This window comes from Catonella sp. (assembly GCF_052169795.1).
Taxonomy (GTDB): Bacteria; Bacillota; Clostridia; order Lachnospirales; family Lachnospiraceae; genus Catonella.
This window is the reverse complement of the sequence record NZ_JBQNBU010000012.1, coordinates 1-24782: the sequence shown is the minus strand read 5'-3', so window position 1 is coordinate 24782 and position 24782 is coordinate 1. Positions and strand designations below refer to the sequence as shown.

The window sequence follows — 24782 nt, the reverse complement described above, 5'->3', positions numbered from 1 at the left end:
TTTTCAGAACAGGAATCTGCATGTTATAATTTTAAGCTGAAGTCTAAATAATATTTAAAATATGTGAAAGGAAGTATAATAATGGCTAAGAGAGTGTTGGTAGTGGATGATGCGGCTTTTATGAGAATGATGCTTAAGGACATCCTCTCAAAGAATGGTTATGAGGTTGTAGGTGAGGGTGTTAATGGAAATGACGGATTTGAAAAGTATAAAGAGCTGAAACCGGACATCGTTACTCTTGATATAACAATGCCTGAGTGTGACGGCTTGCAGTGTCTTAAGAAGATTAAAGAATTTGATGCCGCAGCAAATGTAGTTATGTGTTCCGCTATGGGACAGCAGGCTATGGTTATTGAGTCTATTCAGAGTGGAGCAAAGGACTTTATTGTAAAGCCTTTCCAGCAGGACAGGGTATTGGAGTCTCTTGCTAAGATTAAATAATTAAGATATTAAATTTAAGATATTAAATTTTAAATATTGAGATAAAATAAACTAAGGCTGTTTTCTTAAGAGAAAATGGTCTTAGTTTGTTGTCTAATTATAGGAATTATGAGGCAAAAATAAAAAGCAGATGACGGGAATCGAACCCGCCTCTCAACCTTGGGAAGGTCGCATTCTACCGATGAACTACATCTGCTTATGATACTTATTTTGACATCCATATATTATTATAATCCCAAGCATTAATTTTGTAAAGTTCAAATTTTAGACAGTTTAGAAAAGAGAGGGCTGATGGTAGATTATTTTATAAGTTTTGCACCGATGGAAGGGATAACAGGGAGAATTTTTAGAAAAACATTTGACCGACATTTTAAAGGGGTGACAGATTACTATACTCCTTTTATAACTCCGAAGGAGAAGAGGGGATTAGATAAAAAAGACATAAAAGAATTAATGCCGAAAAATAATGACGGCTTAAAAATAATTCCGCAGATACTTACTAACTCGTATGAAGCCTTTAATCTTACAGCAAAAAAGCTTATGGAACTTGGCTATGAAGAAATAAATATAAACCTTGGTTGTCCGTCAGGAACTGTGGTTAATAAGGGCAGGGGAGCAGGAGCTTTAAAAGATTTAGACAGCCTTCGTAAACTCTTGGATGGCATCTATAGTGAATCAGAAAAAATGGGACTGCTGGTATCTATAAAAACCAGGATAGGATATAATGAAGCGGATGAATTTGCAGAAATTCTCTCTGTATATAAAAAATTTCCATTAGCTAAGTTGATTATTCATCCGAGGACAAGGATGGAATTTTATAAAGGAAAGGTTCACAAAGAAAGTTTTTCTTTGGCATTACAGGAATATTCTGAAAAAGGAAGAATTGATGGACTTTGCTTTAATGGTGAACTTAACAATGTAAGTGATATAAAAGATTTGGCACATGAATTTTCAAATCTTAACCATATTATGATAGGAAGAGGACTACTTAGAAATCCATTTTTGGCAGAAGACATTATAGCTGTGAATAATATGGATAGGAGTAAGCGATTGCGACTATATTTGGATGACTTATTGTTCGGATATTTAGAGGAATTTAACGGGAGTAATGCCGCCATTCTTAAGATGAAGGAATTATGGTTTTATGTTAAAGAAAGTTTTGAGGATTCAGAGCATTATTTAAAAGATATTAAGAAGGCGAAAGGAGTAGCGGAATACAGGGCGGCAGTAAATGTATTATTTTCAAATTGCAGGATAAAACAGGCTTGATATAAGAGAGGGGTTGTGCTAATCTTTACAGATAAGAATGTATTGAGGAGGTAGGTTATGGCAAAAATAGAGATGAAGACTCCGTTAGTTGAAATGGACGGAGATGAGATGACAAGGGTTATTTGGAAGATGATAAAGGATGAACTGATAAATCCTTTTATTAATTTGAAGTCGGAATACTATGATTTGGGGCTTAAATATAGAAATGAAACTGATGATGAGGTGACTGTAGAATCTGCTAAGGCTACACTAAAGTATGGAGTTGCGGTTAAATGTGCCACTATTACACCGAATGCAGCAAGGGTGAAAGAGTACAATCTTAAAGAAATGTGGAAGAGTCCGAACGGAACAATAAGAGCCATGTTGGATGGAACGGTGTTTAGGACACCTATTCTTGTGAAAGGAATAGAGCCTTATGTGCGTACATGGAAAGAGCCTATAACTATTGCCCGCCATGCCTATGGAGATGTATATAAAAATACAGAAATTAAAGTAGATTGTCCGGGAAAAGCGGAACTTGTGTTTACTTCAGAGGATGGAACTGAAACTAGAGAATTAATACATGAATTTAAAGGGGCAGGAGTTATTCAGGGCATACATAACTTAAATGTATCAATAGAAAGCTTTGCAAGAGCCTGCTTTGAGTATGCTCTTGAATTGGGAGTTGACCTTTGGTTTTCTTCTAAAGATACGATTTCAAAGAAATATGATCATACTTTCAAAGATATTTTTGCGGAAATATATGAGAATGAATATAAAGATAAATTTAAGAATAAAGGAATTACTTATTTTTACACATTAATAGATGATGCGGTAGCAAGGGTGATAAGAAGCGAAGGCGGTTTTATTTGGGCTTGTAAGAATTATGATGGAGATGTGATGAGTGATATGCTTGCGACAGCCTTCGGTTCGTTGTCGATGATGACATCTGTACTTGTATCTCCAAAGGGAGTTTGGGAGTATGAGGCGGCTCATGGCACTGTACAAAGGCATTATTACAGGCATCTTGAGGGAGAGAAGACATCTACCAACTCCATAGCTACAATCTTTGCCTGGAGCGGGGCGCTTAGAAAAAGGGGAGAGTTAGACGGACTCAGTGAGCTGGTTAGTTTTGCGGATAAACTTGAGAAGGCTGTAATTGACACTGTTGAAAGTGGAACTATGACAAAAGACTTGGCAGACATTACCACTCTTAAAAATGTGACTGCAGCTGATACTGAGGGGTTTATTAAGGCTATAAGAAAGAGGCTGGAAAAAAGTTTGGAACTGATGATATAATGAAAAAATAAAATTATCGTCATATATTAGGAGTTATCCTGATATGTGGCGATGATTTTTATTGGTGAATGAAAACTGATTATTACAGAAGCTTTTTAACGTAAGCATCCATATCTTCGCTTGTTACAGTTGGTGAAAATCTTTCAACTACATTTCCATCCTTATCAACTAAGAACTTGGTGAAGTTCCAATTAATCTCACTACCCGGAAAAACCTGTCCAAGGCTTGCGAGTTTCTCAAGTAAGCCTGCTGTAGCTGCGTTGGTTACTTCCTCAGGCTTCTGCTCTTTGAGGTATTTGAAAAGAGGATGTGCATTCTCGCCATTTACTTCGAGTTTCTCGAAATTCTCAAAAGTAACACCGTAGTTTACCATACAGAACTTAACTGTTTCTTTTCCGTCTTCAGGATTCTGGTCAAGGAACTGCCCGCAAGGGAAGCCGATTATTTCAAAACCGTCTTTGTTGTATTTCTGATATAACTTCTCAAGGTCTTCAAGCTGTGGTGTAAGACCGCATCCTGTAGCAATATTTACTATAAGAAGAACTTTTCCCTTATATTCTGAAAGACTTGTCATACCGCCTTCTACATTTTTAACACTGAAATTATAAATACTCATGTTTTCCTCCTCTGCTTAATAAAGCAACTTAAATTTGATGCAGTCAATGATAACATTTTTAAAGAAAAAATACTACATGTAAAATAACTAAAATTGTGCACAATTAAATTGAATCATTTGTATATATTTAAAAACATTTATCTTTATATTATTACTTGTTATAAACGATTAATCTTGATAAACTTAAAATAAGATTATATAATGCTTTATATATGGTCGAAGGCGGAGATGATTTCATGGTTGAAGAGGTGTTGAAAGAACTTGATGTTTTGCAAAATTTTATACGGCTGGGAATTGATAATAGAACCGGTGAGCCTATAATGGAATATTTGCAGAGCATCTTAAAATGTGATTTTATTTTTTATAACTATGTCTATGACAAGAAAATTGTTATGGGCAGTAAGGACAAAGTAGGAAGTTCTGAAAAATTTGAACATCTTATCAGAGTTAATGGTGAGCTTTTGGGCAAGATTGAGGTGATGATGCCTGAAAAGGAGGCTTCAGAGTTTCAAAAGAAGGCTCTTAAATATGTTTCAGATATATTTATTCTTGTTAATAAGGAAAAGCTTTCGGTGGCAAGAGTAGAAAAGGATTTGAAACAGGAACTTGTACTTGATATTTTTACGGGAAATATAAAATCACGGGAAGAACTTTCCATAAGAAGTAAGCTTAACGGTTGGAAAATACAGGATAATATTGTGGTTGTTATTTTTGATTTGGACGGTTATAAGAAGAAGACTGTAGATTTAAAAGAATCCAGTGGTAAAATAGAGGCTGTTAAGGAAAAGATGTTTAGGGATCTGAGAAATAATTTTTTAGATGCAGGCATGACTTTTTATAACTATCAAAACAGTGACAGCATTATCTTTTTGTTTGAGACAGACAGTAATTACTATGAGCATAAAGAAATGCTTATAAAAAAAGTTATGAAAGATTCGATGGCAGAATACGGATTTACTTATACTGTGGGAATTGGGAATGAGGTGAACAGCATTTTTGATGTTCCAATATCCTATAAAGGTGCAAAAGAGGCGGTGAAGATAGGCAGAAGCATGCTAGGGCTTGGAATGGTTCATGAATATAAGGATTTGGAACTTTTCTCGTTTTTAAATAATGCTGTAAATAAGGATATACTTGCAGGAGAACTTATGAGTCCTCTTAGAAAGCTAATTGAGTATGACAGGGATAATGAAACGGAATATTATGCTTTTTTGAAGGAACTTATAAATGCAAGCTGGAGCTTAACAAGAGCCTCCGAAACCAATTATATACATTATAATACTGCAAAGTACAGGCTGAAGAAAACAGAGGAAATTATGGACTTGGCTGTAGACAATGCTAACAGCAGATTTAAGCTTGAGCTTGCACTCAGGCTCTATGAATTAAAAAATATGGTATAGTATTTAAAATAATGTATTTACGGAGAGAATAATGCGGATATATGAAAAATTAAAAGAAAAATCACGAGAAAAATTAGGGTTAAGTACTATTAATTCTAAAATTGTACTGGCAGGGATTATCATTGCTATTATTATAGTGTTTTTTGTAAGTTTCGTTGTGTCGGGGACTATAACAAGTCTTGAAGAGAGGCTTATAGCAAGCAGGCTTGAAGCTGATATTAATTATGTCAAGGATTTGGTATCAGGGAATGATAATGAGGCAAAATGGAATGTAAGAGGAGATACTATCTTCTTTGGTGATTATGCAATTGGAGATGGGACAGCTGACAATGCCAATTTAGCACCATTTTTGGAGCATTATGCAAAAACAGGAACAATGGCATATATTTTTATGAAAGTAAGTGATGACGATCCCAAATTTAAAGCTGCACAGGAGCAGAAGCTGGGATATGAGGTAGGTCATTATTACAGGGTGGCAGGCAGTACCTTGGGCGAGGGTGGAAAATCAATTTTAGGGACTTTTATGACCAAGAATGTTGCTGATGAACTTGATAGGAAAGGTGTATACTCCGGAGAAGCTAATGTTGCAGGAGATATGATATTCTGTCTTTACAGAGTACTTGAAGATAAAGACGGTTTTGTAGTAGGTGCTGTTGTGGTTGGCAGGAGCATCAGGGAGATGAACCATGAAATCGGTAAGGCAGTTATAAAGGTAGCTCTTTTTACTCTTTTTATTATTGGAGTAATTATAATTATTATATTTATTATTATTTCACAGTTTTTGAATACAATAAATAACATAGTTTTTTATTTAAGGCAGCTGGAAGTTGGAGTTATACCTAATACAAGGCTGAATATAAGATCTATAAGTGAGATAAACCTTGTTGTGGAAAGTATCAATAACCTGGTAGGGTATCTTAGAGAAAATCTTGTATTGCAAAAGAAATCGGAAATTGATGCTTTGACAGGACTTCCTAATAGAATGTCTTATGATGAGTATTCTGTAGAACTTGAAAAGTATCTCCATGCAAATCAGAAGACCTTAGGGGTTGAAATTCTGGATATAGATTATTTTAAACAGTATAATGATAACTATGGGCATCAGAATGGTGACGAGTGTATTAAAATGATTGCAGGCGAGTTACAGAAGCTGGTTCAGGACTGTCCTAAGATTTATGCTGCAAGATATGGCGGAGATGAATTCGTAATTATATATCCGGGACTGCTGTACAGCGAAGTAGAAGGGTTTGTGAAATCACTTAAGAAAAATGTACAGGGAAATGCGATGGAGCATAAATATTCAAAGGCAGCAGATGTAGTCACAGTTACACAGGGAGTTTGCTTTGATATATTTTCACAAGGAAAAACTATAGCTGATTTCCTTAAGAGAGCTGATGAGGCATTGTATGAAGAAAAGAAGATTGGAAGAAACAGCTATAGGATAATACAGATGTAGGGCTTGACTTTAAGCTTATAAAATGCCCCCGCATTATGCAGGGGCTTTTTTGTTGAATAGGAATGGATGTTGGAGGAAAAAGATGAAAGAGAAATTAAGAGAAATTGTAAATTCTGCATTAAAGCAGATTGAAGAAGCTGTAGATGGAGATAAACTTAATGAAGCAAGGGTAAGTTTTCTGGGTAAAAAGGGTGAACTCACTCAGGTATTAAAAAGTCTCAAAGATGTAGCACCTGAGGACAGACCGAAGGTGGGTCAGCTTGTGAATGAGGCGAGAGAAACTATTGAAAAAAGGCTTGAAGAACGCAAAAAAGAGTTTGAAAAAAAGATGTTGGACTTAAAACTGGCTACGGAAACTATAGATGTTACTCTTCCTGCAAAAAAGCCTATGATAGGGCATAGACATCCAAATACCATAGCTCTTGATGAAGTAAAGAAAATCTTCATAGGTATGGGATATCAGGTGGTAGACGGTCCTGAGATAGAATATGATTACTATAATTTTGAAGCGTTGAATATTCCTGCAAATCATCCTGCAAAGGATGAACAGGATACATTTTATATAAATGATAAGCTTCTGCTTCGTACCCAGACTTCATCGGTTCAGGTACATGTGATGGAAAAAGAAAAACCGCCTATCAGAATTATTGCTCCGGGAAGAGTATTCCGTTCAGATGAGGTTGATGCTACACATTCACCTTCTTTCCATCAGGTTGAAGGGCTTGTAATAGATAAGAGTGTGACATTTGCAGACCTGAAGGGAACTCTTGCAGAGTTTGCAAGAAGAATCTTCGGTGAGGATACAAGAGTGAAGTTTAGACCGCACCATTTCCCATTTACAGAGCCATCGGCAGAAATGGATGTTTCCTGCTTCAAGTGTGGAGGAAAGGGCTGTCGTTTCTGTAAAAATGAGGGCTGGATTGAGATTCTTGGTTGTGGAATGGTACATCCTCATGTACTTGAGATGCGTGGAATAGATCCTAAGGAATATCAAGGCTTTGCTTTTGGTATGGGACTTGAGAGAATTGCTCTCCTTAAGTATGAGGTAGATGATATGCGCCTTCTTTATGAGAATGATGTGCGTTTCTTAAGGCAGTTCTAGGATGTGGATGATTGATAACAGTAAAAGCTGTCTAATGAAAATTGCATAGTTAGTATAAGTTTTGACTATATTCTACAGCGATAGAATTTTAGGCTTAGCTTAAAATCAAGTAAGTAAGAGGAGATTAACATGAATACACCTTTATCATGGATAAAAGAAATGGTGCCGGAGCTTGACTGCAGCCCGGCAGAGTATATGGATGCAATGACACTTAGCGGAACTAAGGCTGAAAGTGTAGAGTATTTTGATAAAAATTTAGATAAAATCATAGTAGGAAGAATAAATAAAATAGAGCAGCATCCTGATGCAGATAAGCTTGTTATCTGTCAGGTACAGGTAGATGAAGCAGGTAAAGAGGTGCAGATAGTTACAGGTGCACCGAATGTTTTTGAAGGAGCTGTGGTTCCGGTAGTGCTTGATGGTGGTAAGGTAGCCTGTGATCACTCAGGAAACAGGGCTGCAGGAGGTTTTGAAATAAAGGCAGGCAAGCTTAGAGGAGTTGATTCTTATGGAATGATGTGCTCCATAGACGAGCTTGGCAGGGATAAGACTTACTATCCTGAAGTGGATGAAGAAGGACTTTATATTTTCAATAAAATAGAGGGCGGAAGTGAGCTTAAACTTGGAAGCTATGCTTTAGAAGCACTCGGTTTAAGAGATGCCCTTGTGGAATATGAAGTAACCAGTAACAGGGTAGACTGCTTCGGTATAGAGGGTATAGCCAGAGAGGCGGCAGCTACCTTCCGTAAGGAGTTTAAGCCTCCTGTAATAAAAGAAACAGGAAATTCCGAGAAGGCAGAAGATTATATTTCTGTTGAAATTAAAGATAATGAACTTTGCAAGCGTTTTGTTGCAAGAGTGGTTAAAAATGTAAAAATAGCACCTTCCCCACTTTGGATGCAACGCAGGCTTTCTTCGGTAGGTATCCGTCCTATCAATAATATAGTAGATATTACAAACTATGTAATGACAGAGATGAGTCAGCCTATGCATGCCTATGACCTTTCTACTATTGAGGATAGGAAGATTATAGTAGAAAGAGCTGTTAAGGGAGAGAAATTTACCACACTTGACGGAGAAGAAAGAGAACTTGACGATACAGTTCTGCTTATAAAAGATGGTAAAAAAGCAGTAGGTATAGCCGGTATTATGGGTGGTGAGAACTCAAAAATAAATGACAATCTTGATACAGTTCTCCTTGAAGCAGCCTGCTTTGACGGTACCAATATCCGCCTTTCAAGTAAGAAGGTAGGACTTAGAACTGATGCTTCAGGCAAATTTGAAAAAGGGCTTCACCCAAACACAGCTCTGCTTGCTATGAACAGAGCCTGCCAGCTCATAGAGGAAATCGGTGCAGGTGAGGTAGTAGGTGGAGTAGTAGATGTTTATCCTATAAAAGAAGGCGACAGAATAGTAGAATTTGATCTTGATGCCTGCAACCGTTTGCTTGGTACTAATATAAGCAGAGAAGAGGCAGACGGGTATTTTAAAAGGCTTGAAATTAAGATAAATGATGATGGAAAAACTGTAACAGTACCTTATTTCAGACAGGATTTACTTCGTAATGCGGATATTGCTGAGGAACTTGCAAGGTTCTTCGGATATGATAAGATACCTACCACTCTTCCAAGCGGAGAATCAACAGCGGGCGGAGAGACTTTACAGATGGAGATAGAAGGTAAGGCAAGGGCGCTTGCTGAGCAGTTTGGCTTCTGTGAAGGTATGACCTTCTCTTTTGAAAGTCCTAAGGTATTTGAGAAACTTATGCTGCCTGAAGATGCTAAGGAAAGAGAAAGCATTAAACTTATGAATCCTCTTGGTGAGGACTATTCCATAATGCGTACCCAGATTGTAAACGGTATGATTACCTCCCTTGGAACCAATTCAGCAAGAAGAAATAAGAATGTAAGACTTTATGAAATATCAAATATTTACATTGCAAAGGAGCTTCCGCTTGCAGATTATCCTGAGGAGAAAAAACAATTCTGTCTTGGTATGTATGGAGAAGGAGATTTCTTTGTATTAAAAGGAGTTGTTGAAGAATTCTTATATAAAGTCGGTATGAAAAAGCTTCCTTCTTATAAGGCAGATGCCGGCAAGACCTTCCTTCATCCGGGAAGACAGGCAGAGATTATTTACGATGGAGAGCCGGTAGGTTATCTTGGTGAAGTACATCCGCTGGTACAGGAAGCCTATGGTATAAGTGAAAGAACCTATATTGCCAATATTGATTTAAGTAAAATTTGTGAAAAGGCAGATTTTGGTGTGAAATACGAAGGTATTGCTAAGTTCCCGGCTGTTGTAAGAGATATAAGCCTTATTATGGATAAAAAACTCACAGCAGGTGAAATAGAGGGAGCAATAAGAAACAATGGTGGCGGTATCTTAGAAAATCTTGAGCTTTTTGATATTTATGAGGGAGAAAGAATAGGAGCAGACAAAAAGTCTATGGCTTATTCAATCACATTCAGAAATAAGGAAAAGACCTTAGAAGAAGCAGAGATAAATGCTGTAATGGAAAGCATATTAAAGGGGCTTGAGGTTATAGGAGCTGTATTAAGAAGTTGATAGTTGCAATATTTTAGTTGCAAATAATCATAAAATAGTGGATAATGATATAAGTAGTGTATAATTTAGAGAGGAGATAGCATGAATAACGATTTCGCTGCATTGAAACCGTATTTGGATAAAGCCGAAGCAATGGATACTTCCATCCGCTTATTCGAGTGGGATACAGAAACACTTGCCCCAAAGGCGGCGGTGGAACAGACTGCTAAAATTGTAGGCGTTTTAGCAGGAGAAGCCTATAATGCTATTATGAATGATGAAGTTAAAACTATAGTTTATAAACTTTCAGAAGAAATAAAAGCAGGTAAGGCAGATAACCTCACTGATGTAGAAAAAGGGATAGTAAAACAGCTTAAGAAGAATTATGAAATTTTAGAAAACATACCTTCAGAGGAGTATCAGGCGTACTCTGAATTACAGGCTATGGGAGGATCTAAATGGGCTGAGGCTAAAAATGCTGATGATTTCAGTAAATTTATGCCTACACTTACATCTCTTATAGAATATAACAGAAAATTTGCAGGATACAGACTTAAAGAAGGTGAGAAGCCGTATGATGTATTGCTGAATGACTTTGAGGAAGGCTTTAATCAGGAGGTATTGGACAGGTTTTTTGGAAGGCTGAAAGAAGCAATTGTTCCTCTTCTTAAGAGAATTAGTGAAAAACCTCAGGTTGAATTTGATTTTCTTTTTAAGAACTATCCTATAGATAAGCAGAAAGAATTTTGCAGTTTTGTAGCAGAATACCTCGGTTTTGATATGGAGAGAGGAGTAATAGCAGAAAGCGAGCATCCTTTTACTAATAATCTTCATAACAAAGATGTGAGAATTACTAACCATTTTTATGAAAACAATTTAGAGAGTGCGATATTTTCTATAATTCATGAAGCAGGTCATGGAATTTATGAGATGAATATTCCTGATGAGCTTACGCAGACTCCTGTTGGCGGAGGGTCTTCAATGGGGCTTCATGAGTCACAGTCAAGGTTTTGTGAAAATATTATCGGAAGAAGCAAAGTATTTTGGGAACCTATTTATGGAAGGCTTGTGGAAACTTTCCCGGAGCAGTTAAAGGGAGTGGAGCTTGATAAATTTATAACAGCTATCAATCGTGCTGAGGCAGGACTTATCCGTACTGAAGCTGATGAACTTACTTACAGTCTTCATGTGCTTGTAAGGTATGAGGTAGAAAAAAAGATTTTTAATGAGAACTATCCTGTGGATAAGCTTCCTGAACTCTGGAATGATTTATATGAGGAATACCTTGGAGTTCGTCCGGAAAGCTACAAGGATGGTATACTTCAGGATGTGCATTGGGCAGGAGGCAGTTTTGGCTATTTTTCGAGCTATGCTCTGGGTAATGCGATAGGAGCCCAACTGTATCATCAGATGAAGAAGGAAATGAACTTTGATGAATTGCTGAGAAAGGGTGAAATCTCACAGGTTATAGGCTGGATGAGGGATAAAGTACATAAATATGGGAAGTTAAAAAACACAAACGAAATTCTCCTTTTGGCTACCGGAGAAGAACTGAATGCAGATTATTATGTAGAATATCTCACAGAAAAGTTTACGAGGGAGTATGGGCTATAAAAATACATAATGAAAAAAGTTAAGGATAGAAATAAGAAGCTTGCTGTTAGTTTAGTCTTTTTTATTTACCTGATGTTTCTGGGATATCACCTGTTTTTAAGTGATATCCTGGGAAAAAGGGAAGTTGCAGAAGCATATAGGTACAATTTTGTTTTATTTAGAGAAATAAGCAGGTATATAACTAATATTGAGATAATTGGAGTTAAACTTGTTTTTTTTAATATTGCAGGTAATGTACTTGCTTTTGTGCCGTTTGGAATCTTTGTTAATTATTTTTTGAATAATAGCAGATATAGTTTTTTTAAGAGTGTTTTTTTAGGGCTGATGTTAACAACGGTTATTGAGGGAGTTCAGTTAATAACCAGGGTAGGAAGCTGTGATGTGGATGACATTTTCTTGAACTTCATAGGAGTTGTGATAGGTGCGGTTTTTGCAAAAATGATTTATAGAAGGAGACATGGTGTTGAATCTGAAACAAGTTGAAGGTGATTTTGATAAAAGAAAAGGTACCACCGAAGTGATACCTGATATGTATGTGACAAGATTCGAACTCGCGACCTTCTGATCCGTAGTCAGACGCTCTATCCAGCTGAGCTACACATACAAATTGTCGAACGAGTAATATTATATCATATTGTTTGTAAAATGTAAAGTATAAAATTAAAACATTTGAAAGGAAAGATGAGTATGCTGGCAACATTGATACCTTTATTTGATAGTAAAATGGAAGTATGTGCTTATTCCGTTTTTGCAAGGAGAGAGAATTTTTTGATGAATCCTGCTCTTTTAGGCACAGGAAGTTTGGATGCTGCAGCAGGGTTATTGGGGTTAGAAGTAGTTGAGAGTATGGGAATTGGTACTCTCGCAGGAGATAAGGAGGTATTTATAGAAGTAAATAATATTTCTTTATTTTCAGATATTGAGGAGCAGTGTAGTGCACCGCCAAGTAAGGTGGTACTGCTTATTGACTATAAGATAAATACGGAGCAGATGTATATTGACAGGATAGTAGCACTTAAGGACAAGGGATATAAGTTTGCTATTAGAAAGTTAAAAATAGAGCGGTTTGAGGAGTATAAGGCAGTACTTAACTTAATGGACTACATTCTGCTTGACCATAAGAAGATAAAAATTGATAAGGCTAAAATCTATTTTGGACAGGTATACCCTAATATTAAGCTGATTGCTGTTAATGTAGATACTAAAGAAGAGTACGAGAAACTTACAGAGAGTGGAGGTTATCATCTGTTTGAGGGAGATTTCTTTAGAATGCCGGCAATTTCTAAGGCAGGCGAGATGGCCCCTCTTAAGATTACTTATATAGAGCTTTTAAACCTTGTAAATCAGCCTGATTTTGACCTTACAGAGGCGGCAGATATAATTTCAAAGGATACAGCTCTTGTAATCAATATGTTAGAGATAGTAAATAAATTTGCAAGGAATTCAAAGATTACATCTATAAGGGCAGCTACCGCCATGCTTGGTCAGAAGGAAATAAGAAGATGGGCAAGTACGGCAGCTACCAAGTCTCTCTGTGCAGATAAGCCTAGTGAAATTATGCGTCTTTCGCTTATTCGTGCAAAATTTGCAGAGAATCTTGCTTATTGTTTTGAATTAGGGGCAGTTACACAGGAACTTTTCCTTATGGGACTTTTCTCGGTTCTTGACATACTTTTAGAAAAAAGCATGAAAGAAGCATTAGAGTTAGTTAATATTTCCGAAGAAATCAGTTTGGCTCTGGTTGAACGAAAGGGCAGACTGGCACCTCTACTTAACTTTATGCTTCATTATGAAAATGCAGATTGGCAGGAAGTGAGCAGGCTTATGACAGTGTTAAATATTGATGTAAAAAATATACACACAGCCTACATAGATGCTCTTATATGGTACAGGGATATGTTTCTATAGTTAGTATTGACTATAATAAAAATGAGGACTATAATGACCTAGGTTGTATAAATTTAGATAATAATAAGGAAAGGAGAGGTAATGGGAGATTTGGCAGAACGGCTGGCAGAAGAGCTGCATGTCGAAACGGTGTTTGAAGTTCCGTTTTTTGGTGGAATTTCTGAATCAGTAGTGGTGACATGGATAATAATGGCAGTTTTTCTTGTTATTTCAATTTTGCTTACAAGAAATTTAAAAGTGGAAAACCCCGGTAAAAGGCAGCTTGCTGTGGAATACGCAGTAACATGGCTTCAGGGGGCAGTAAAAAATATTGTAGGTGAGCATGGAAGTGCCTATGTTCCGTACTTGACAAGCATACTGATGTATATTGCAGTTGCTAATGTCGTTGGAGTTTTAGGTTTTAAACCTCCTACAAAAGACTTAAATGTTACTATTGCACTTGCGGTATTCAGTATTATTATAATTGAATATGCAGGCATACATAAAAAAGGTGTTGGGAAGTGGCTGAAAAGTTTTACAGAGCCTATGGTGGTGATAACTCCAATTAAGATACTTGAAGTATTTACTACGCCGCTATCACTATGTATGCGACTTTTTGGAAATGTATTGGGAGCTTTTGTAGTTATGAAACTCATTGAGTTTGTACTTCCTGTAGGGCTTCCTGTTATATTTAGTTTTTATTTTGACATCTTTGACGGACTTATTCAGGCCTATGTATTTGTGTTCCTGACCGGATTATTTATTGGCGAACAGCTTGAATAAGCCGGTTTAAAATAAAGATAAGGAGAAAAATTATGAATTTATTAGGAATTGGTGCTGGTATTGCGGTTTTAGCAGGTTTAGGTGCAGGAATCGGTATTGGTATTGCTACAGGCAAGGCTGCAGATGCTACTGCAAGACAGCCTGAGGCAGCAGAGAAGATCCGTAGTGTACTCATTCTTGGTGCGGCTCTTGCAGAGGCAACGGCTATCTATGGTTTCGTTATTGCAGTCCTTATAATAATGATGCTGAAATAAGGGGCATACTAAGGAGGGATAATGCTTAAAATAGGTTGGGATCTCCTCTTTACGGCAATTAATATTGTTATGTGGTATATAATAATAAAATTATTTTTATTTAAGCCGGTCAACAATATACTTGAAAAAAGAAGAGAGACAATAAACGGTAAATTTAATGAGGCGGAGTCAGCCAAGCAGGATGCTTATGCACTAAAGGCAAAGTATGAAGAGGCTGTAGGCAATGCTTCAAATGAAAGACAGAGTATAATTGAAAAAGCCAGAGCAAGTGCTGATGAAGAATACAGGCGTATTTTAGAAGAAGCGGATGTGAAGGCAGGAGCAGTTATTAATAATGCTAAAGAACAGGCAAAGGAAGAGCATCAGAAGATAATAAGAGAAGCGGATATGGAAATAGCTCGTCTTGTTATGGAAGCTACCACAAAGCTGATGCATGATAGCAGCAATGGAGCTAGTGATAAGCATCTTTATGATGAATTTATAACAAAAGAGGGTGAACACAGTGAGTCTTGATAATAATGTTAAAGAGTTAAAGGTGAGCCTTTTTTATGTTACACCGCCACTTGACTCCCAGCTTGACAAAATGAAAGAATTTGTCGCTTCTAAAAAGGGTGTAAATAAAGAAGATGTTCAGATAGAACTTATAGAGAAAACAGATTTGGTTGGTGGCTTTGTACTTCGTATAGGTACACATGAATATGACTGGAGTACGAAAGGCAGGCTTGACCAACTTATGGCAGAGCTTCTTAATTCCGGCAATGATTCAGCAGAAGCCTCAGATACAAATTATATAGATGACGGTTTGGATGCTGAAAGCATAGCTAAAGACAGGCTTTCCAAACTAAGAAGCAGTATAGCCGGATTTGCTCCTAAGACCAAAGAGCAGGAAGTTGGTTTTGTAACATCAGTTGGTGATGGTATTGCAAGGATTCAGGGTATAGATCATGCTATGTATGGTGAGATTATAGACTTTGAATCAGGTGCTAAGGGCATGGTTCAGGACATTAAGGCTGACAGTATAGGCTGTATTCTCTTTAATAAGGCAGAAACAGTTGTAGAGGGGGCAAGGGTCAGCCGTACAGGTAAGAAGACCGGTGTTCCTGTAGGAGAAGGATTCCTTGGAAGAGTTGTAGACGCACTCGGAAATCCGATAGATGGAGGCGGTGACATTATTGCTTCCGACTTCAGACCTGTAGAGCATGAAGCACCCGGAATAGTAGAAAGAAAGTCGGTGTCTGTGCCTCTTGAAACAGGAATTTTAGCTATTGACTCTATGTTTCCGATAGGAAGAGGACAGAGAGAGCTTATTATAGGTGACAGACAGACGGGTAAGACAGCAATAGCTGTTGATACTATTATCAATCAGAAAGGCAAGGGAGTTATCTGTATCTATGTAGCAATAGGACAGAAATCCTCAACAGTTGCCAAGTTGGTTAATACTTTAGAAAAAAATGGTGCTTTAGGTTATTCTATAGTGGTAGCGGCTACTGCTTCAGATTCTGCTGCCCTCCAGTACATTGCACCTTATGCTGCAACATCTATGGCAGAATATTTTATGTATAAGGGTAAGGATGTACTTATTGTTTATGATGACTTAAGTAAGCATGCGGTGGCATATAGAGCCTTATCACTTCTTCTTGAGAGATCACCGGGGCGTGAGGCTTATCCGGGAGATGTATTCTACCTCCATTCAAGACTTCTTGAGAGGAGCAGCCGTCTTTCGGATGAAGCAGGAGGTGGCTCAATCACAGCACTTCCTATTATTGAAACGCAGGCAGGAGATGTATCTGCCTATATTCCTACCAATGTAATCTCGATTACTGACGGACAGATATTCTTAGAGAGCAGTCTGTTCTTCTCAGGACAGAGACCGGCTGTTAATGTAGGTCTTTCGGTATCCCGTGTTGGTGGAGCAGCCCAGAGTAAAGCTATGAAGAAGGCATCCGGTTCTATAAGAATTGACCTTGCACAGTATCGTGAAATGGAAGTGTTTACACAGTTCTCATCTGATCTTGATCAGGTGACAAAGAACCAGCTTACCTATGGTAAGGGGCTTATGGAACTTCTTAAACAACCGCTTTGCAAACCTCTTTCACTGCATGAGCAGGTTATAACCCTTGTTGTTGCTACCAAAAAGGTTATGATGCTTGTAGAGAGTGATAATATTAAAGAATTCCAAATGGAAATGTTGGATTATTTTGAAACTCATCATCCTGAAATTACAAGAGAAATTGAGAATCAGAAGGTGCTTACAGAGGATCTCACTGAGAGAATCGTAGATGCAGCAACTCAGTTCCGTAATTTTTATCTTGGTGCAAAAGAAGGTAAATAGATATGGCTAATGCAAGAGAGATTAAAAACAGAATCTCAAGCGTTAAGGATACGGCAAAGATAACAAAGGCGATGTACCTGATATCTTCTACAAAACTTAGGAAGGCTAAGAAGAGTCTTGAAGATACTGAGCCGTATTTTTACAATCTTCAGATGGCTATTGCAAGACTCTTAAGACATATGCCTGATATGAGACATAGTTTTCTTAAGAATCTTAATGACATAGAGCCTGAAAATAGAAGACGGGGACTCATTATTGTAACAGCAGATAAAGGGCTGGCAGGAGCATATAACCATAATGTTATTAAGGCTACTGAAAAGTGGCTTAAAGAGCCGGGAATAAATTCTTTATTTGTTGTTGGTGAGTTGGGAAGAGGCTATTTTATGAATAAGGGAATGGATATAGATTCCCACTTCCGCTATACAACGCAGAATCCATCGCTTCACAGGGCAAGAAAGATAATTGGTGCAGTTGTAGATAAGTATCAGGCAGGAGAGTTGGATGAGATAACCATAGTTTATACAAGGATGGTAAACAGCATGGTTACACAGACTGAAACGGTACCACTTTTACCACTTGATAAGAAAAAAATTATGGGAAATATTCCCGCCGGTTTTATCACACAGCAGGATATTACGATGCTTCCATCCCCGAAGGAAGTTTTGGATACTGTTATTCCTAATTATCTTGTAGGCTTTGTATATGGAGCGCTGGTAGAATCATTTTGTTCAGAACAGAATGCCAGAATGATGGCGATGCAGGCGGCAAATGACAATGCAGACGAAATAATCAAAGATTTATCAATACAATACAATCGTGTAAGGCAGGCAGCTATAACTCAGGAAATAACTGAAGTAGTTGCCGGTGCTAAAGCACAGCATTTGAGGAAATGAGAATGAAAAACGGTAAGATAATACAGGTAATGGGACCTGTTGTAGATGTCCTATTTCCGGATGAAGATGTACCAAAGATTAAAGATGCCCTACTTGTAGACAACCATGGCAAGAAATGTCTTATGGAAGTTTCTTCTCATCAGGGTGGTAACATAGTCAGATGTATCATGCTCACTGCCTCAGAGGGACTTAGCAGAGACATGGAGGTAATAGCGACAGGTGACGGTATTAAAGTTCCTGTTGGTGAGGCTACACTTGGAAGGCTCTTCAATGTATTCGGAGATACAATAGATGGCGGTGAAAGCCTTGAAAATGAAGAGCATTGGACTATACATAGAGAACCTCCAAAGTTTTCAGATCAGAGTCCTGCTGTTGAGATACTTGAAACAGGAATTAAGGTAATTGATCTTCTTGCACCTTATGCAAAGGGTGGAAAGATTGGTCTTTTTGGCGGTGCCGGTGTAGGTAAAACAGTACTTATTCAGGAGCTTATAAGAAATATAGCTACCGAGCATGGCGGATATTCTATATTTACAGGTGTTGGTGAGCGTTCAAGAGAGGGTAATGATCTTTGGACTGAGATGAAGGAGTCGGGTGTTATAGCTAAGACTGCCTTAGTATTTGGACAGATGAACGAGCCGCCGGGAGCAAGAATGAGGGTTGCTGAAACAGGACTTACGATGGCGGAGTATTTTAGAGATGAAAAGAATGCGGATGTGCTTCTCTTCATAGATAATATTTTCCGTTTTGTGCAGGCGGGCTCAGAAGTTTCAGCTCTGCTTGGGCGTATGCCGTCAGCAGTGGGATACCAGCCTACACTTGCAACAGATGTTGGTGAACTTCAGGAGAGGATTGCTTCCACGAAGTCAGGTTCAGTTACCTCGGTTCAGGCAGTATATGTACCTGCGGATGATATTACAGATCCGGCTCCTGCAACTACATTTACACACCTTGATGCAACTACAGTACTTTCCAGAAAAATAGTTGAGCAGGGTATATATCCTGCAGTAGATCCGCTTGAATCATCTTCCAGAGTACTTGAGGCGGATGTAGTAGGTGAAGAACATTATAACACTGCAAGAAAAGTACAGGAAATGCTTCAGAAATATAGGGAGTTACAGGATATAATTGCAATCCTCGGTATGGAAGAGCTTTCAGAGGCAGACAAGCAGACTGTTAACAGGGCAAGAAAAATACAGCGTTTCCTTTCACAGCCTTTCTTTGTGGCGGAGACATTTACGGGAGTACAGGGTAAATATGTACCGCTTGCAGAAACTATTAGAGGTTTTAAAGCAATTATTGAAGGTGAAATGGATGAATATCCGGAGGCAGCCTTCTTTAATGTAGGAACTATTGATGAAGTTAAGGCGAAAGCGGAAGCTATGGAGCGGGAGGCCGTATAAGTGGCAAATAGAACATTTTATCTTAAAGTATATGCAAGTGACAGAATCTTTTTTGAGGGACAGTGTAGGATGCTCGTCATACCTCAGAGCGACGGATTGAGGGCAATACAGGCTTATCATGAAGATATGGTGCTTGCTGTGGACATAGGTCAGGGACATATAGTTGAAGAAGATGGCACTGTTACTTATGTAGTAGTTGGAAGCGGTATGGTGCAGATTTTCCATAACAGGGCAATAATGCTTGTGGACACTGCAGAGCTTCCTGATGAAATAGATTCTAAGAGGGCTGGAGATGCGCTGGAGAGAGCGAAAGAACAGCTTAGGCAGAAGCAGAGTATACAGGAACATAAGATGAGTCAGGCTTCACTGGCAAGAGCCTTAACAAGGCTTAAAGAGAGTTCAAAGTATAATGCTTAATGTGAACTAAATAAAAAACATGAGAAGCTAAACTTAGGCTTTAGTTTCTCATGTTTTTATTGTATAATATGGACAGGTTTGCAGTTTAACAAATATTGTTATTATTTTAACGAAATTGTGTTTATGAAAGGGGATAATACAATGAAGTGTACCAGGCGGATTACAGATGACCTGTATTATGTAGGCGGAAGCGATAGGAGGCTTTCCCTTTTTGAAAATTGTTTTCCTATACCTGATGGAGTGGCATACAATTCTTACCTCCTGATGGATGAAAAGACGGTACTTTTTGATACAGTTGATTATGCGATAGGCAGGCAGTTTATAGATAATCTTACTTCTATTCTTGAAAATAGAAAGCTGGATTATCTGGTTGTAAATCATATGGAGCCTGACCACTGTTCATTAATTACCCAGATTATCTCTATCTATCCTGATGTACAACTTATTGCAAATAAAAAGACTATAGGGCTTATCTCACAGTTTTATAATATAGATATGACCGAACGTACTATTTTTGTGGGAGATGGTGACAGCTTTTCTACAGGAGCACACAGTCTTAAGTTTTTTACAGCTCCTATGGTACATTGGCCGGAGGTAATGTTTACCTATGATGAAACAGATAAGGTGCTTTTTTCTGCGGATGCCTTTGGTACCTTTGGAGCGTTAGACGGAAGAATATTTAATGATGAATTTGATTACAGACATGAATTTGTTAATGAAGCAAGAAGATACTATGCTAATATAGTAGGTAAATATGGTGCTCAGGTACAGTCTGTATTTAAAAAGCTTCCGTCTGAAATTGCTTATATCTGTCCTTTACATGGACCGGTTTGGAGAAGAGATATCCCTTTCATTTTGGAAAAATATCAGGCATGGAGTACATATACTCCTGAGGAAAACGGAGTATTTATAGCCTATGCTTCTATGTACGGAGATACAGAGCTGGTTGCGAGTGTGCTTGCAGCAAAGCTTGCTGAGAGAGGTATGGTGAATATGAAGATGGTTGATGTATCCAATAACCATTATTCATATCATATCAGCGATATATTTAAGTACAGTACTATAGTATTTGCTGCACCTTCATACAATATGTCAGTGCATCCTAAGATGAATGAGCTTATTCAAGAAATGAAGGAAATTACTATAAGAAATAGAGCATATGCTGTTATAGAAAATGGTTCTTGGGCTCCAAGTGCAGCAAAGACGATTAAGGGAGTTGTGGATGGGCTTAAGGACATGAGGCAGATAGGGGATACAATTACAATTAAATCAGCTATTTCAGAGGATCAGGAAGAAAGCTTGAGTAAACTTGCTGACATTATAGTTGATGAGGTAAGGGAAGATTAAATTTGGGTAATTTTGTCTGACAGCACCGCTTGTGTGTAGGGTGTCGCACTAAGAATTATGTATACATAATATAGTTAATATATGAAGATAGACTTGCTATATTTTGTAGTACTTTCTTCAATGCGACAACCCTTTTTTAAGTGCTGATAAATCAAATAAGAAAAGTAGAAAGGATATGGTTGTAAAAATATGAGACATGGATTTATAAAAGTAGCAGCAGTTACACCGGATATAAGAGTAGCAGACTGTGTTTTTAATGGTGAAAGTATAATAAGAGAAATGAAATTTTGTGTGGAAAGGGGAGTTAAGATTGCAGTATTTCCTGAACTTGTAATAACAGGATATACTTGTGGTGAATTATTTTTACAGGACAAGCTTCTGAATTCAGCAGTAGCTACACTTCATAAGATAATACAGGCAGGAAAAGATATGGATATGCTTGTTTTTGTAGGGCTTCCATTTGAATTAGATGGTAAGCTTTATAATGTGGCAGCAGCTTTTAAGGATGGAGAGCTTTTAGGGCTTATTCCTAAAAAGCATATACCGGAATTTTCGGAATTATACGAGTTACGTTATTTTGCTGCTGCACCTGAAAAAAATCAGATAATAAAATGGGAATATAATGTATCAGGAATAACTTATTTTGGAAATAAACTTATATTTACAAGTAAAGAAATGAAAAATCTTAGAGTTGCTGCCGAAATTTGTGAAGATTTGTGGGTAATAATTCCTCCAAGTAATTATCATGCACAGGCTGGAGCTACAATTATAGCAAATCTTTCTGCGAGTCCTGAAACAACAGGCAAACATGATTACAGAAAAGCATTGGTGAATGGACAGTCTGCAAGGCTTAATGCAGGTTATATTTATTCAACAAATGGAGAAGGAGAGTCAACTACAGATCTGGTATTTGGAGGGCATGATTTAATTTGTGAAAATGGAACTGTTCTTGCAGAGAAGAAACGTTTTGAAAATGGCTTTATCACAGCAGAAATAAATGTGGACAGATTGGTTTATGAAAGACGCAGGATGAATACTTATGCTATAAGTGGCAAAGAAGAATACGAATATATCCCATTTTCTTTTAATAGTCCATATATAACAGAAAAAAATGAATATGGAGAGATGGAGCAAAGGCTGGTTAAAATTCCCCTTGAGAGGAAATTTTCTAAAACTCCTTTTGTAGCAGAAGATCAAAAAGAGAGGGATGAACATTCGGAAGAAATAATCACCTTGCAGGCATTGGGACTTAAAAAGAGGCTGCTACATACAGGAGTAAAGCATGCTGTTATAGGAATTTCAGGAGGTCTTGATTCAACTTTGGCAGTTTTGGTTGTATGTCGGGCTTTTGATATGCTGAGATTCAGTAGAGAAAATATAATATCAGTTACTATGCCTTGTTTTGGAACTACAGATAGGACATATAATAATGCAATTGGACTTGCTAAGGAGCTTGGAATAACTCTGCGTGAAATCAATATAAGAGATTCAGTGCTTAGACATTTTAAAGATATAGGACATGATGAGCATATACATAATGTGACATTTGAAAATGCACAGGCACGAGAAAGAACTCAAGTTCTCATGGATCTGGCCAATGAGTGTAATGGTTTGGTTATAGGAACGGGAGATATGAGTGAGCTTGCCCTTGGTTTTGCAACTTATAATGGAGATCAGATGTCTATGTATGGGGTGAATGCTTCTGTTCCAAAGACACTTATAAGATATATGGTACAGTATTGCTCAGAAGAATGTAGGATGAAAGGGAAAGACTCTCTTGCAAATGTGCTTATGGACATAGTTAATACTCCGGTAAGCCCTGAACTACTCCCACCTGACGAAGTAGGTGAGATAGCTCAGAAAACGGAGGATTTGGTAGGACCATATGAACTTAGTGACTTTTTTCTTTATCACATAGTACGCTGGGGTGTAGAGCCTGATAAACTATTTAGGCTTGCTTGTGAAACTTTTATAGGAGAGTATACAGAAGAAGAAATCGCAAAATGGCAGAAAAGTTTTTATAATAGATTTTTTAATCAACAATATAAACGCTCCTGTATGCCTGATGGGCCTAAAGTGGGTTCTATAAGCCTTTCTCCAAGAGGGGATTTCAGGATGCCATCTGATGCTGTAGGAAGACTTTGGGTATAATAAATATAAGGAGATATGATGGTACTTGGTATATATGGATATGGTGGGCATGGCTTAGAAGTAGAAGAACTTGCAAGAACCATAAATTTTAAGGAAAACAGATGGGAGAAAATTATTTTCATAGATGACACTCCTTCAAAAGTAGATAATCAAAAGGTATTTTCCTTTGAAACTATACTCAGTACATATTCGGAATCGGAGATTGAGTTCATGGTTGGCTTGGGAGAACCTGTGCTTAGAGAAAAAATATTTTACAAGATAAAAGTAAGAGGATATAAGCTTGCGAGGCTCATTCATCCATCAGCTGTTGTGGCAGAAGATGTTGCAATTAATGAGGGAACCATGGTTTCTGCGAATGCCTTTATTTCCGTAAAAGCAGATATATCTGAAAATGTTCTTGTTCAGCCTATGGCAGCAATTCATCACGAATGTAGGGTTGGTAAGCATTCAGTTATCGGCACTTCGGCTTCAATGGGAGGCAATAGTTCCATAGGAGATAATTCGTTTATGGGATTAAATTCTTCGCTAAAACAGGGAATTACAGTAGGCAATGGTTCAGTAATAGGTATGGGTGCTGTTGTGATCAAGGATGTGGCGGATAAGACAACTGTTGCAGGTAATCCTGCGAGAGTGATAAAAGAAGGAGATGTAAGAGCATTTTAGAAAGGTTTATGACATGAGAATTTTATTCCTTACACTTGTAAAAATAGTTTCAATAGCGGATGAAGGTATATATATGGATTTGATGAAATGTTTTGTAAGAAATGGGCATGAGGTATATATAGTATCTCCGCTTGAAAAAAAGGATGGCGGTGAGGAAGAACTTATTTCGGAGGGGAACATACATTTACTCAGGTGTAAGACAGGCAACCTTTTCGGTGTAGGAATGATTACGAAGGGCATTTCTCAAACACTACTTCCGCTTAGGTATTCTAAATCAATAGAAAAACATTTTTCAAAAATAAACTTTGACCTGATTCTATATTCCACTCCACCGGTAAGTCTTGCAGACATTGTGGTTAAGATTAAGAAAAAAACAAGAGCTAAGACCTATCTGCTTTTAAAAGACATTTTTCCACAAAATGCGGTAGACATAGGACTTATTAGTCCGTTTATGGCTAATGTATTATTTAGGCATAAGGAGAAAAAACTTTATGGAATTTCCGACTATATAGGTTGTATGTCGCCTGCTAATGTAGAATTTTTATTAAAACATAATGAAGTAAATAGTGGGAAAGTTGAGGTCTGTCCCAATTCTGTAGAGGTAGAACAAAAAGAGATAGTTATTGAGGATAGAAGCGAAGTTTTATCCAAGTATAATCTTCCTACGAATAAAATTTTGTTTTTGTATGGAGGAAATTTAGGCCTGCCACAGGATATTCCTTTTATTATAAAATGTATACAGAAGGCGTTGGTTGTTGAAGAGGCGCATTTTGTAATATGTGGCAATGGTACAGAGTATTATAGGCTGGAGGAATTTATCAATACTGACAAGCCTGATAATTTTACCCTAATTAAAGGACTTCCTAAAATGGAGTATGACAGGCTTGTGAGAGTCTGTGATGTAGGAATGATATTTTTAGACCATAGAT

The 24782-nt window shown here is 37.5% G+C and carries 22 protein-coding genes and 2 tRNA genes; 21 read left to right on the top strand and 3 right to left on the bottom strand.

Annotation, left to right across the window (positions count from 1 at the left end):
* The first annotated feature begins 81 nt into the window (after positions 1 to 81).
* Positions 82 to 441: a response regulator gene (locus ACTTKP_RS03185; RefSeq protein WP_023353798.1), complete on the top strand. Its 360-nt coding sequence runs from the start codon at positions 82 to 84 to the stop codon at positions 439 to 441.
* A gap of 125 nt (positions 442 to 566) precedes the next feature.
* On the opposite strand, the gene ACTTKP_RS03180 is transcribed toward ACTTKP_RS03185, so the two are convergent.
* A tRNA-Gly gene (locus tag ACTTKP_RS03180) sits at positions 567 to 637 on the bottom strand.
* A gap of 95 nt (positions 638 to 732) precedes the next feature.
* Here ACTTKP_RS03180 and ACTTKP_RS03175 point away from each other — a divergent pair.
* Positions 733 to 1710 carry a tRNA-dihydrouridine synthase gene (locus tag ACTTKP_RS03175; RefSeq protein ID WP_442552457.1) on the top strand — a complete coding sequence of 326 codons (978 nt, stop codon included), beginning with the start codon at positions 733 to 735 and terminating at the stop codon, positions 1708 to 1710.
* A 57-nt stretch (positions 1711 to 1767) separates the two neighbouring features.
* Positions 1768 to 2988 carry an NADP-dependent isocitrate dehydrogenase gene (locus ACTTKP_RS03170; RefSeq protein ID WP_442552456.1) on the top strand — a complete coding sequence of 407 codons (1221 nt, stop codon included), beginning with the start codon at positions 1768 to 1770 and terminating at the stop codon, positions 2986 to 2988.
* Between the two features lie 82 nt (positions 2989 to 3070).
* Here the strand turns inward: ACTTKP_RS03170 and ACTTKP_RS03165 are convergent, their stop codons facing one another.
* Positions 3071 to 3604 (bottom strand): glutathione peroxidase, encoded by a 534-nt coding sequence (locus ACTTKP_RS03165; protein WP_442552455.1) that lies wholly within the window; start codon positions 3602 to 3604, stop codon positions 3071 to 3073.
* 236 nt (positions 3605 to 3840) lie between these two features.
* Here ACTTKP_RS03165 and ACTTKP_RS03160 point away from each other — a divergent pair, with 236 nt between their 5' ends.
* From ACTTKP_RS03160 to ACTTKP_RS03135, 6 genes are all read left to right on the top strand, one after another.
* Positions 3841 to 5004, top strand: a complete 1164-nt coding sequence (locus tag ACTTKP_RS03160) for a PucR family transcriptional regulator (RefSeq protein ID WP_442552454.1) — start codon at positions 3841 to 3843, stop codon at positions 5002 to 5004.
* A gap of 31 nt (positions 5005 to 5035) precedes the next feature.
* Entirely contained in the window at positions 5036 to 6460 is a 1425-nt protein-coding gene (locus ACTTKP_RS03155) for a diguanylate cyclase (protein ID WP_442552453.1), read from the top strand.
* 82 nt (positions 6461 to 6542) lie between these two features.
* Positions 6543 to 7562: a phenylalanine--tRNA ligase subunit alpha gene (gene pheS / locus ACTTKP_RS03150; RefSeq protein ID WP_442552452.1), complete on the top strand. Its 1020-nt coding sequence runs from the start codon at positions 6543 to 6545 to the stop codon at positions 7560 to 7562.
* Between the two features lie 129 nt (positions 7563 to 7691).
* Positions 7692 to 10130 carry a phenylalanine--tRNA ligase subunit beta gene (pheT, locus tag ACTTKP_RS03145; protein WP_442552451.1) on the top strand — a complete coding sequence of 813 codons (2439 nt, stop codon included), beginning with the start codon at positions 7692 to 7694 and terminating at the stop codon, positions 10128 to 10130.
* An 81-nt stretch (positions 10131 to 10211) separates the two neighbouring features.
* Positions 10212 to 11723: a carboxypeptidase M32 gene (locus ACTTKP_RS03140; protein ID WP_442552450.1), complete on the top strand. Its 1512-nt coding sequence runs from the start codon at positions 10212 to 10214 to the stop codon at positions 11721 to 11723.
* Positions 11724 to 11732: 9 nt separating this feature from the next.
* On the top strand, positions 11733 to 12206 hold the full coding sequence (locus ACTTKP_RS03135; protein WP_442552449.1) for a VanZ family protein: 474 nt from the start codon (positions 11733 to 11735) through the stop codon (positions 12204 to 12206).
* A gap of 47 nt (positions 12207 to 12253) precedes the next feature.
* Here ACTTKP_RS03135 and ACTTKP_RS03130 read toward each other — a convergent pair.
* Positions 12254 to 12327: transfer RNA gene (locus ACTTKP_RS03130), tRNA-Arg, on the bottom strand.
* A gap of 83 nt (positions 12328 to 12410) precedes the next feature.
* Between ACTTKP_RS03130 and ACTTKP_RS03125 the strand changes: the two genes are divergently transcribed.
* The 12 genes from ACTTKP_RS03125 to ACTTKP_RS03070 form a co-directional block, all read left to right on the top strand.
* The gene (locus ACTTKP_RS03125; RefSeq protein ID WP_442552448.1) at positions 12411 to 13631 is read left to right on the top strand and encodes an EAL and HDOD domain-containing protein; all 1221 of its coding nucleotides are present in this window, start codon (positions 12411 to 12413) and stop codon (positions 13629 to 13631) included.
* Positions 13632 to 13712: 81 nt separating this feature from the next.
* On the top strand, positions 13713 to 14393 hold the full coding sequence (locus ACTTKP_RS03120) for a F0F1 ATP synthase subunit A (RefSeq protein WP_442552447.1): 681 nt from the start codon (positions 13713 to 13715) through the stop codon (positions 14391 to 14393).
* Between the two features lie 32 nt (positions 14394 to 14425).
* Positions 14426 to 14647 (top strand): ATP synthase F0 subunit C, encoded by a 222-nt coding sequence (gene atpE, locus ACTTKP_RS03115; RefSeq protein ID WP_023353816.1) that lies wholly within the window; start codon positions 14426 to 14428, stop codon positions 14645 to 14647.
* Between the two features lie 21 nt (positions 14648 to 14668).
* A complete protein-coding gene (locus ACTTKP_RS03110) occupies positions 14669 to 15160 on the top strand; it encodes an ATP synthase F0 subunit B (protein WP_442552446.1) in 492 nt (163 codons plus the stop codon).
* Complete coding sequence (gene atpA, locus ACTTKP_RS03105; RefSeq protein ID WP_442552445.1) at positions 15150 to 16979, top strand: F0F1 ATP synthase subunit alpha; 1830 nt, start codon at positions 15150 to 15152, stop codon at positions 16977 to 16979. Before ACTTKP_RS03110 ends, atpA begins: the two co-directional genes overlap by 11 nt.
* A 2-nt stretch (positions 16980 to 16981) precedes the next feature.
* The gene (gene atpG, locus ACTTKP_RS03100; protein WP_442552444.1) at positions 16982 to 17872 is read left to right on the top strand and encodes an ATP synthase F1 subunit gamma; all 891 of its coding nucleotides are present in this window, start codon (positions 16982 to 16984) and stop codon (positions 17870 to 17872) included.
* A 2-nt stretch (positions 17873 to 17874) separates the two neighbouring features.
* Positions 17875 to 19275 carry a F0F1 ATP synthase subunit beta gene (atpD, locus tag ACTTKP_RS03095; RefSeq protein ID WP_442552443.1) on the top strand — a complete coding sequence of 467 codons (1401 nt, stop codon included), beginning with the start codon at positions 17875 to 17877 and terminating at the stop codon, positions 19273 to 19275.
* Positions 19276 to 19692 (top strand): FoF1 ATP synthase subunit delta/epsilon, encoded by a 417-nt coding sequence (locus tag ACTTKP_RS03090; protein ID WP_442552442.1) that lies wholly within the window; start codon positions 19276 to 19278, stop codon positions 19690 to 19692.
* A gap of 141 nt (positions 19693 to 19833) precedes the next feature.
* Positions 19834 to 21039, top strand: coding sequence for an FprA family A-type flavoprotein (locus tag ACTTKP_RS03085; RefSeq protein ID WP_442552441.1), 1206 nt, complete (start codon positions 19834 to 19836; stop codon positions 21037 to 21039).
* Between the two features lie 189 nt (positions 21040 to 21228).
* Entirely contained in the window at positions 21229 to 23190 is a 1962-nt protein-coding gene (locus ACTTKP_RS03080; protein WP_442552440.1) for an NAD(+) synthase, read from the top strand.
* Positions 23191 to 23205: 15 nt separating this feature from the next.
* A complete protein-coding gene (locus ACTTKP_RS03075) occupies positions 23206 to 23853 on the top strand; it encodes an acetyltransferase (RefSeq protein WP_442552439.1) in 648 nt (215 codons plus the stop codon).
* Between the two features lie 13 nt (positions 23854 to 23866).
* Positions 23867 to 24782 (top strand): glycosyltransferase family 4 protein (locus ACTTKP_RS03070; RefSeq protein WP_442552438.1); only part of this gene is annotated, 916 nt, incomplete at its 3' end.

Coding starts and splice junctions, on each gene's coding strand:
- pheS (WP_442552452.1), top strand. CDS start 6,543: ATGAAAGAGAAATTAAGAGAAATTGTAAATTCTGCATTAAAGCAGATT.
- ACTTKP_RS03185 (WP_023353798.1), top strand. CDS start 82: ATGGCTAAGAGAGTGTTGGTAGTGGATGATGCGGCTTTTATGAGAATG.
- ACTTKP_RS03120 (WP_442552447.1), top strand. CDS start 13,713: ATGGGAGATTTGGCAGAACGGCTGGCAGAAGAGCTGCATGTCGAAACG.
- ACTTKP_RS03160 (WP_442552454.1), top strand. CDS start 3,841: ATGGTTGAAGAGGTGTTGAAAGAACTTGATGTTTTGCAAAATTTTATA.
- atpD (WP_442552443.1), top strand. CDS start 17,875: ATGAAAAACGGTAAGATAATACAGGTAATGGGACCTGTTGTAGATGTC.
- ACTTKP_RS03175 (WP_442552457.1), top strand. CDS start 733: ATGGTAGATTATTTTATAAGTTTTGCACCGATGGAAGGGATAACAGGG.
- ACTTKP_RS03140 (WP_442552450.1), top strand. CDS start 10,212: ATGAATAACGATTTCGCTGCATTGAAACCGTATTTGGATAAAGCCGAA.
- ACTTKP_RS03170 (WP_442552456.1), top strand. CDS start 1,768: ATGGCAAAAATAGAGATGAAGACTCCGTTAGTTGAAATGGACGGAGAT.
- ACTTKP_RS03110 (WP_442552446.1), top strand. CDS start 14,669: ATGCTTAAAATAGGTTGGGATCTCCTCTTTACGGCAATTAATATTGTT.
- ACTTKP_RS03080 (WP_442552440.1), top strand. CDS start 21,229: ATGAGACATGGATTTATAAAAGTAGCAGCAGTTACACCGGATATAAGA.
- pheT (WP_442552451.1), top strand. CDS start 7,692: ATGAATACACCTTTATCATGGATAAAAGAAATGGTGCCGGAGCTTGAC.
- ACTTKP_RS03155 (WP_442552453.1), top strand. CDS start 5,036: ATGCGGATATATGAAAAATTAAAAGAAAAATCACGAGAAAAATTAGGG.
- ACTTKP_RS03165 (WP_442552455.1), bottom strand. CDS start 3,604: ATGAGTATTTATAATTTCAGTGTTAAAAATGTAGAAGGCGGTATGACA.
- atpG (WP_442552444.1), top strand. CDS start 16,982: ATGGCTAATGCAAGAGAGATTAAAAACAGAATCTCAAGCGTTAAGGAT.
- atpE (WP_023353816.1), top strand. CDS start 14,426: ATGAATTTATTAGGAATTGGTGCTGGTATTGCGGTTTTAGCAGGTTTA.
- ACTTKP_RS03085 (WP_442552441.1), top strand. CDS start 19,834: ATGAAGTGTACCAGGCGGATTACAGATGACCTGTATTATGTAGGCGGA.
- ACTTKP_RS03125 (WP_442552448.1), top strand. CDS start 12,411: ATGCTGGCAACATTGATACCTTTATTTGATAGTAAAATGGAAGTATGT.
- ACTTKP_RS03075 (WP_442552439.1), top strand. CDS start 23,206: ATGATGGTACTTGGTATATATGGATATGGTGGGCATGGCTTAGAAGTA.
- ACTTKP_RS03135 (WP_442552449.1), top strand. CDS start 11,733: ATGAAAAAAGTTAAGGATAGAAATAAGAAGCTTGCTGTTAGTTTAGTC.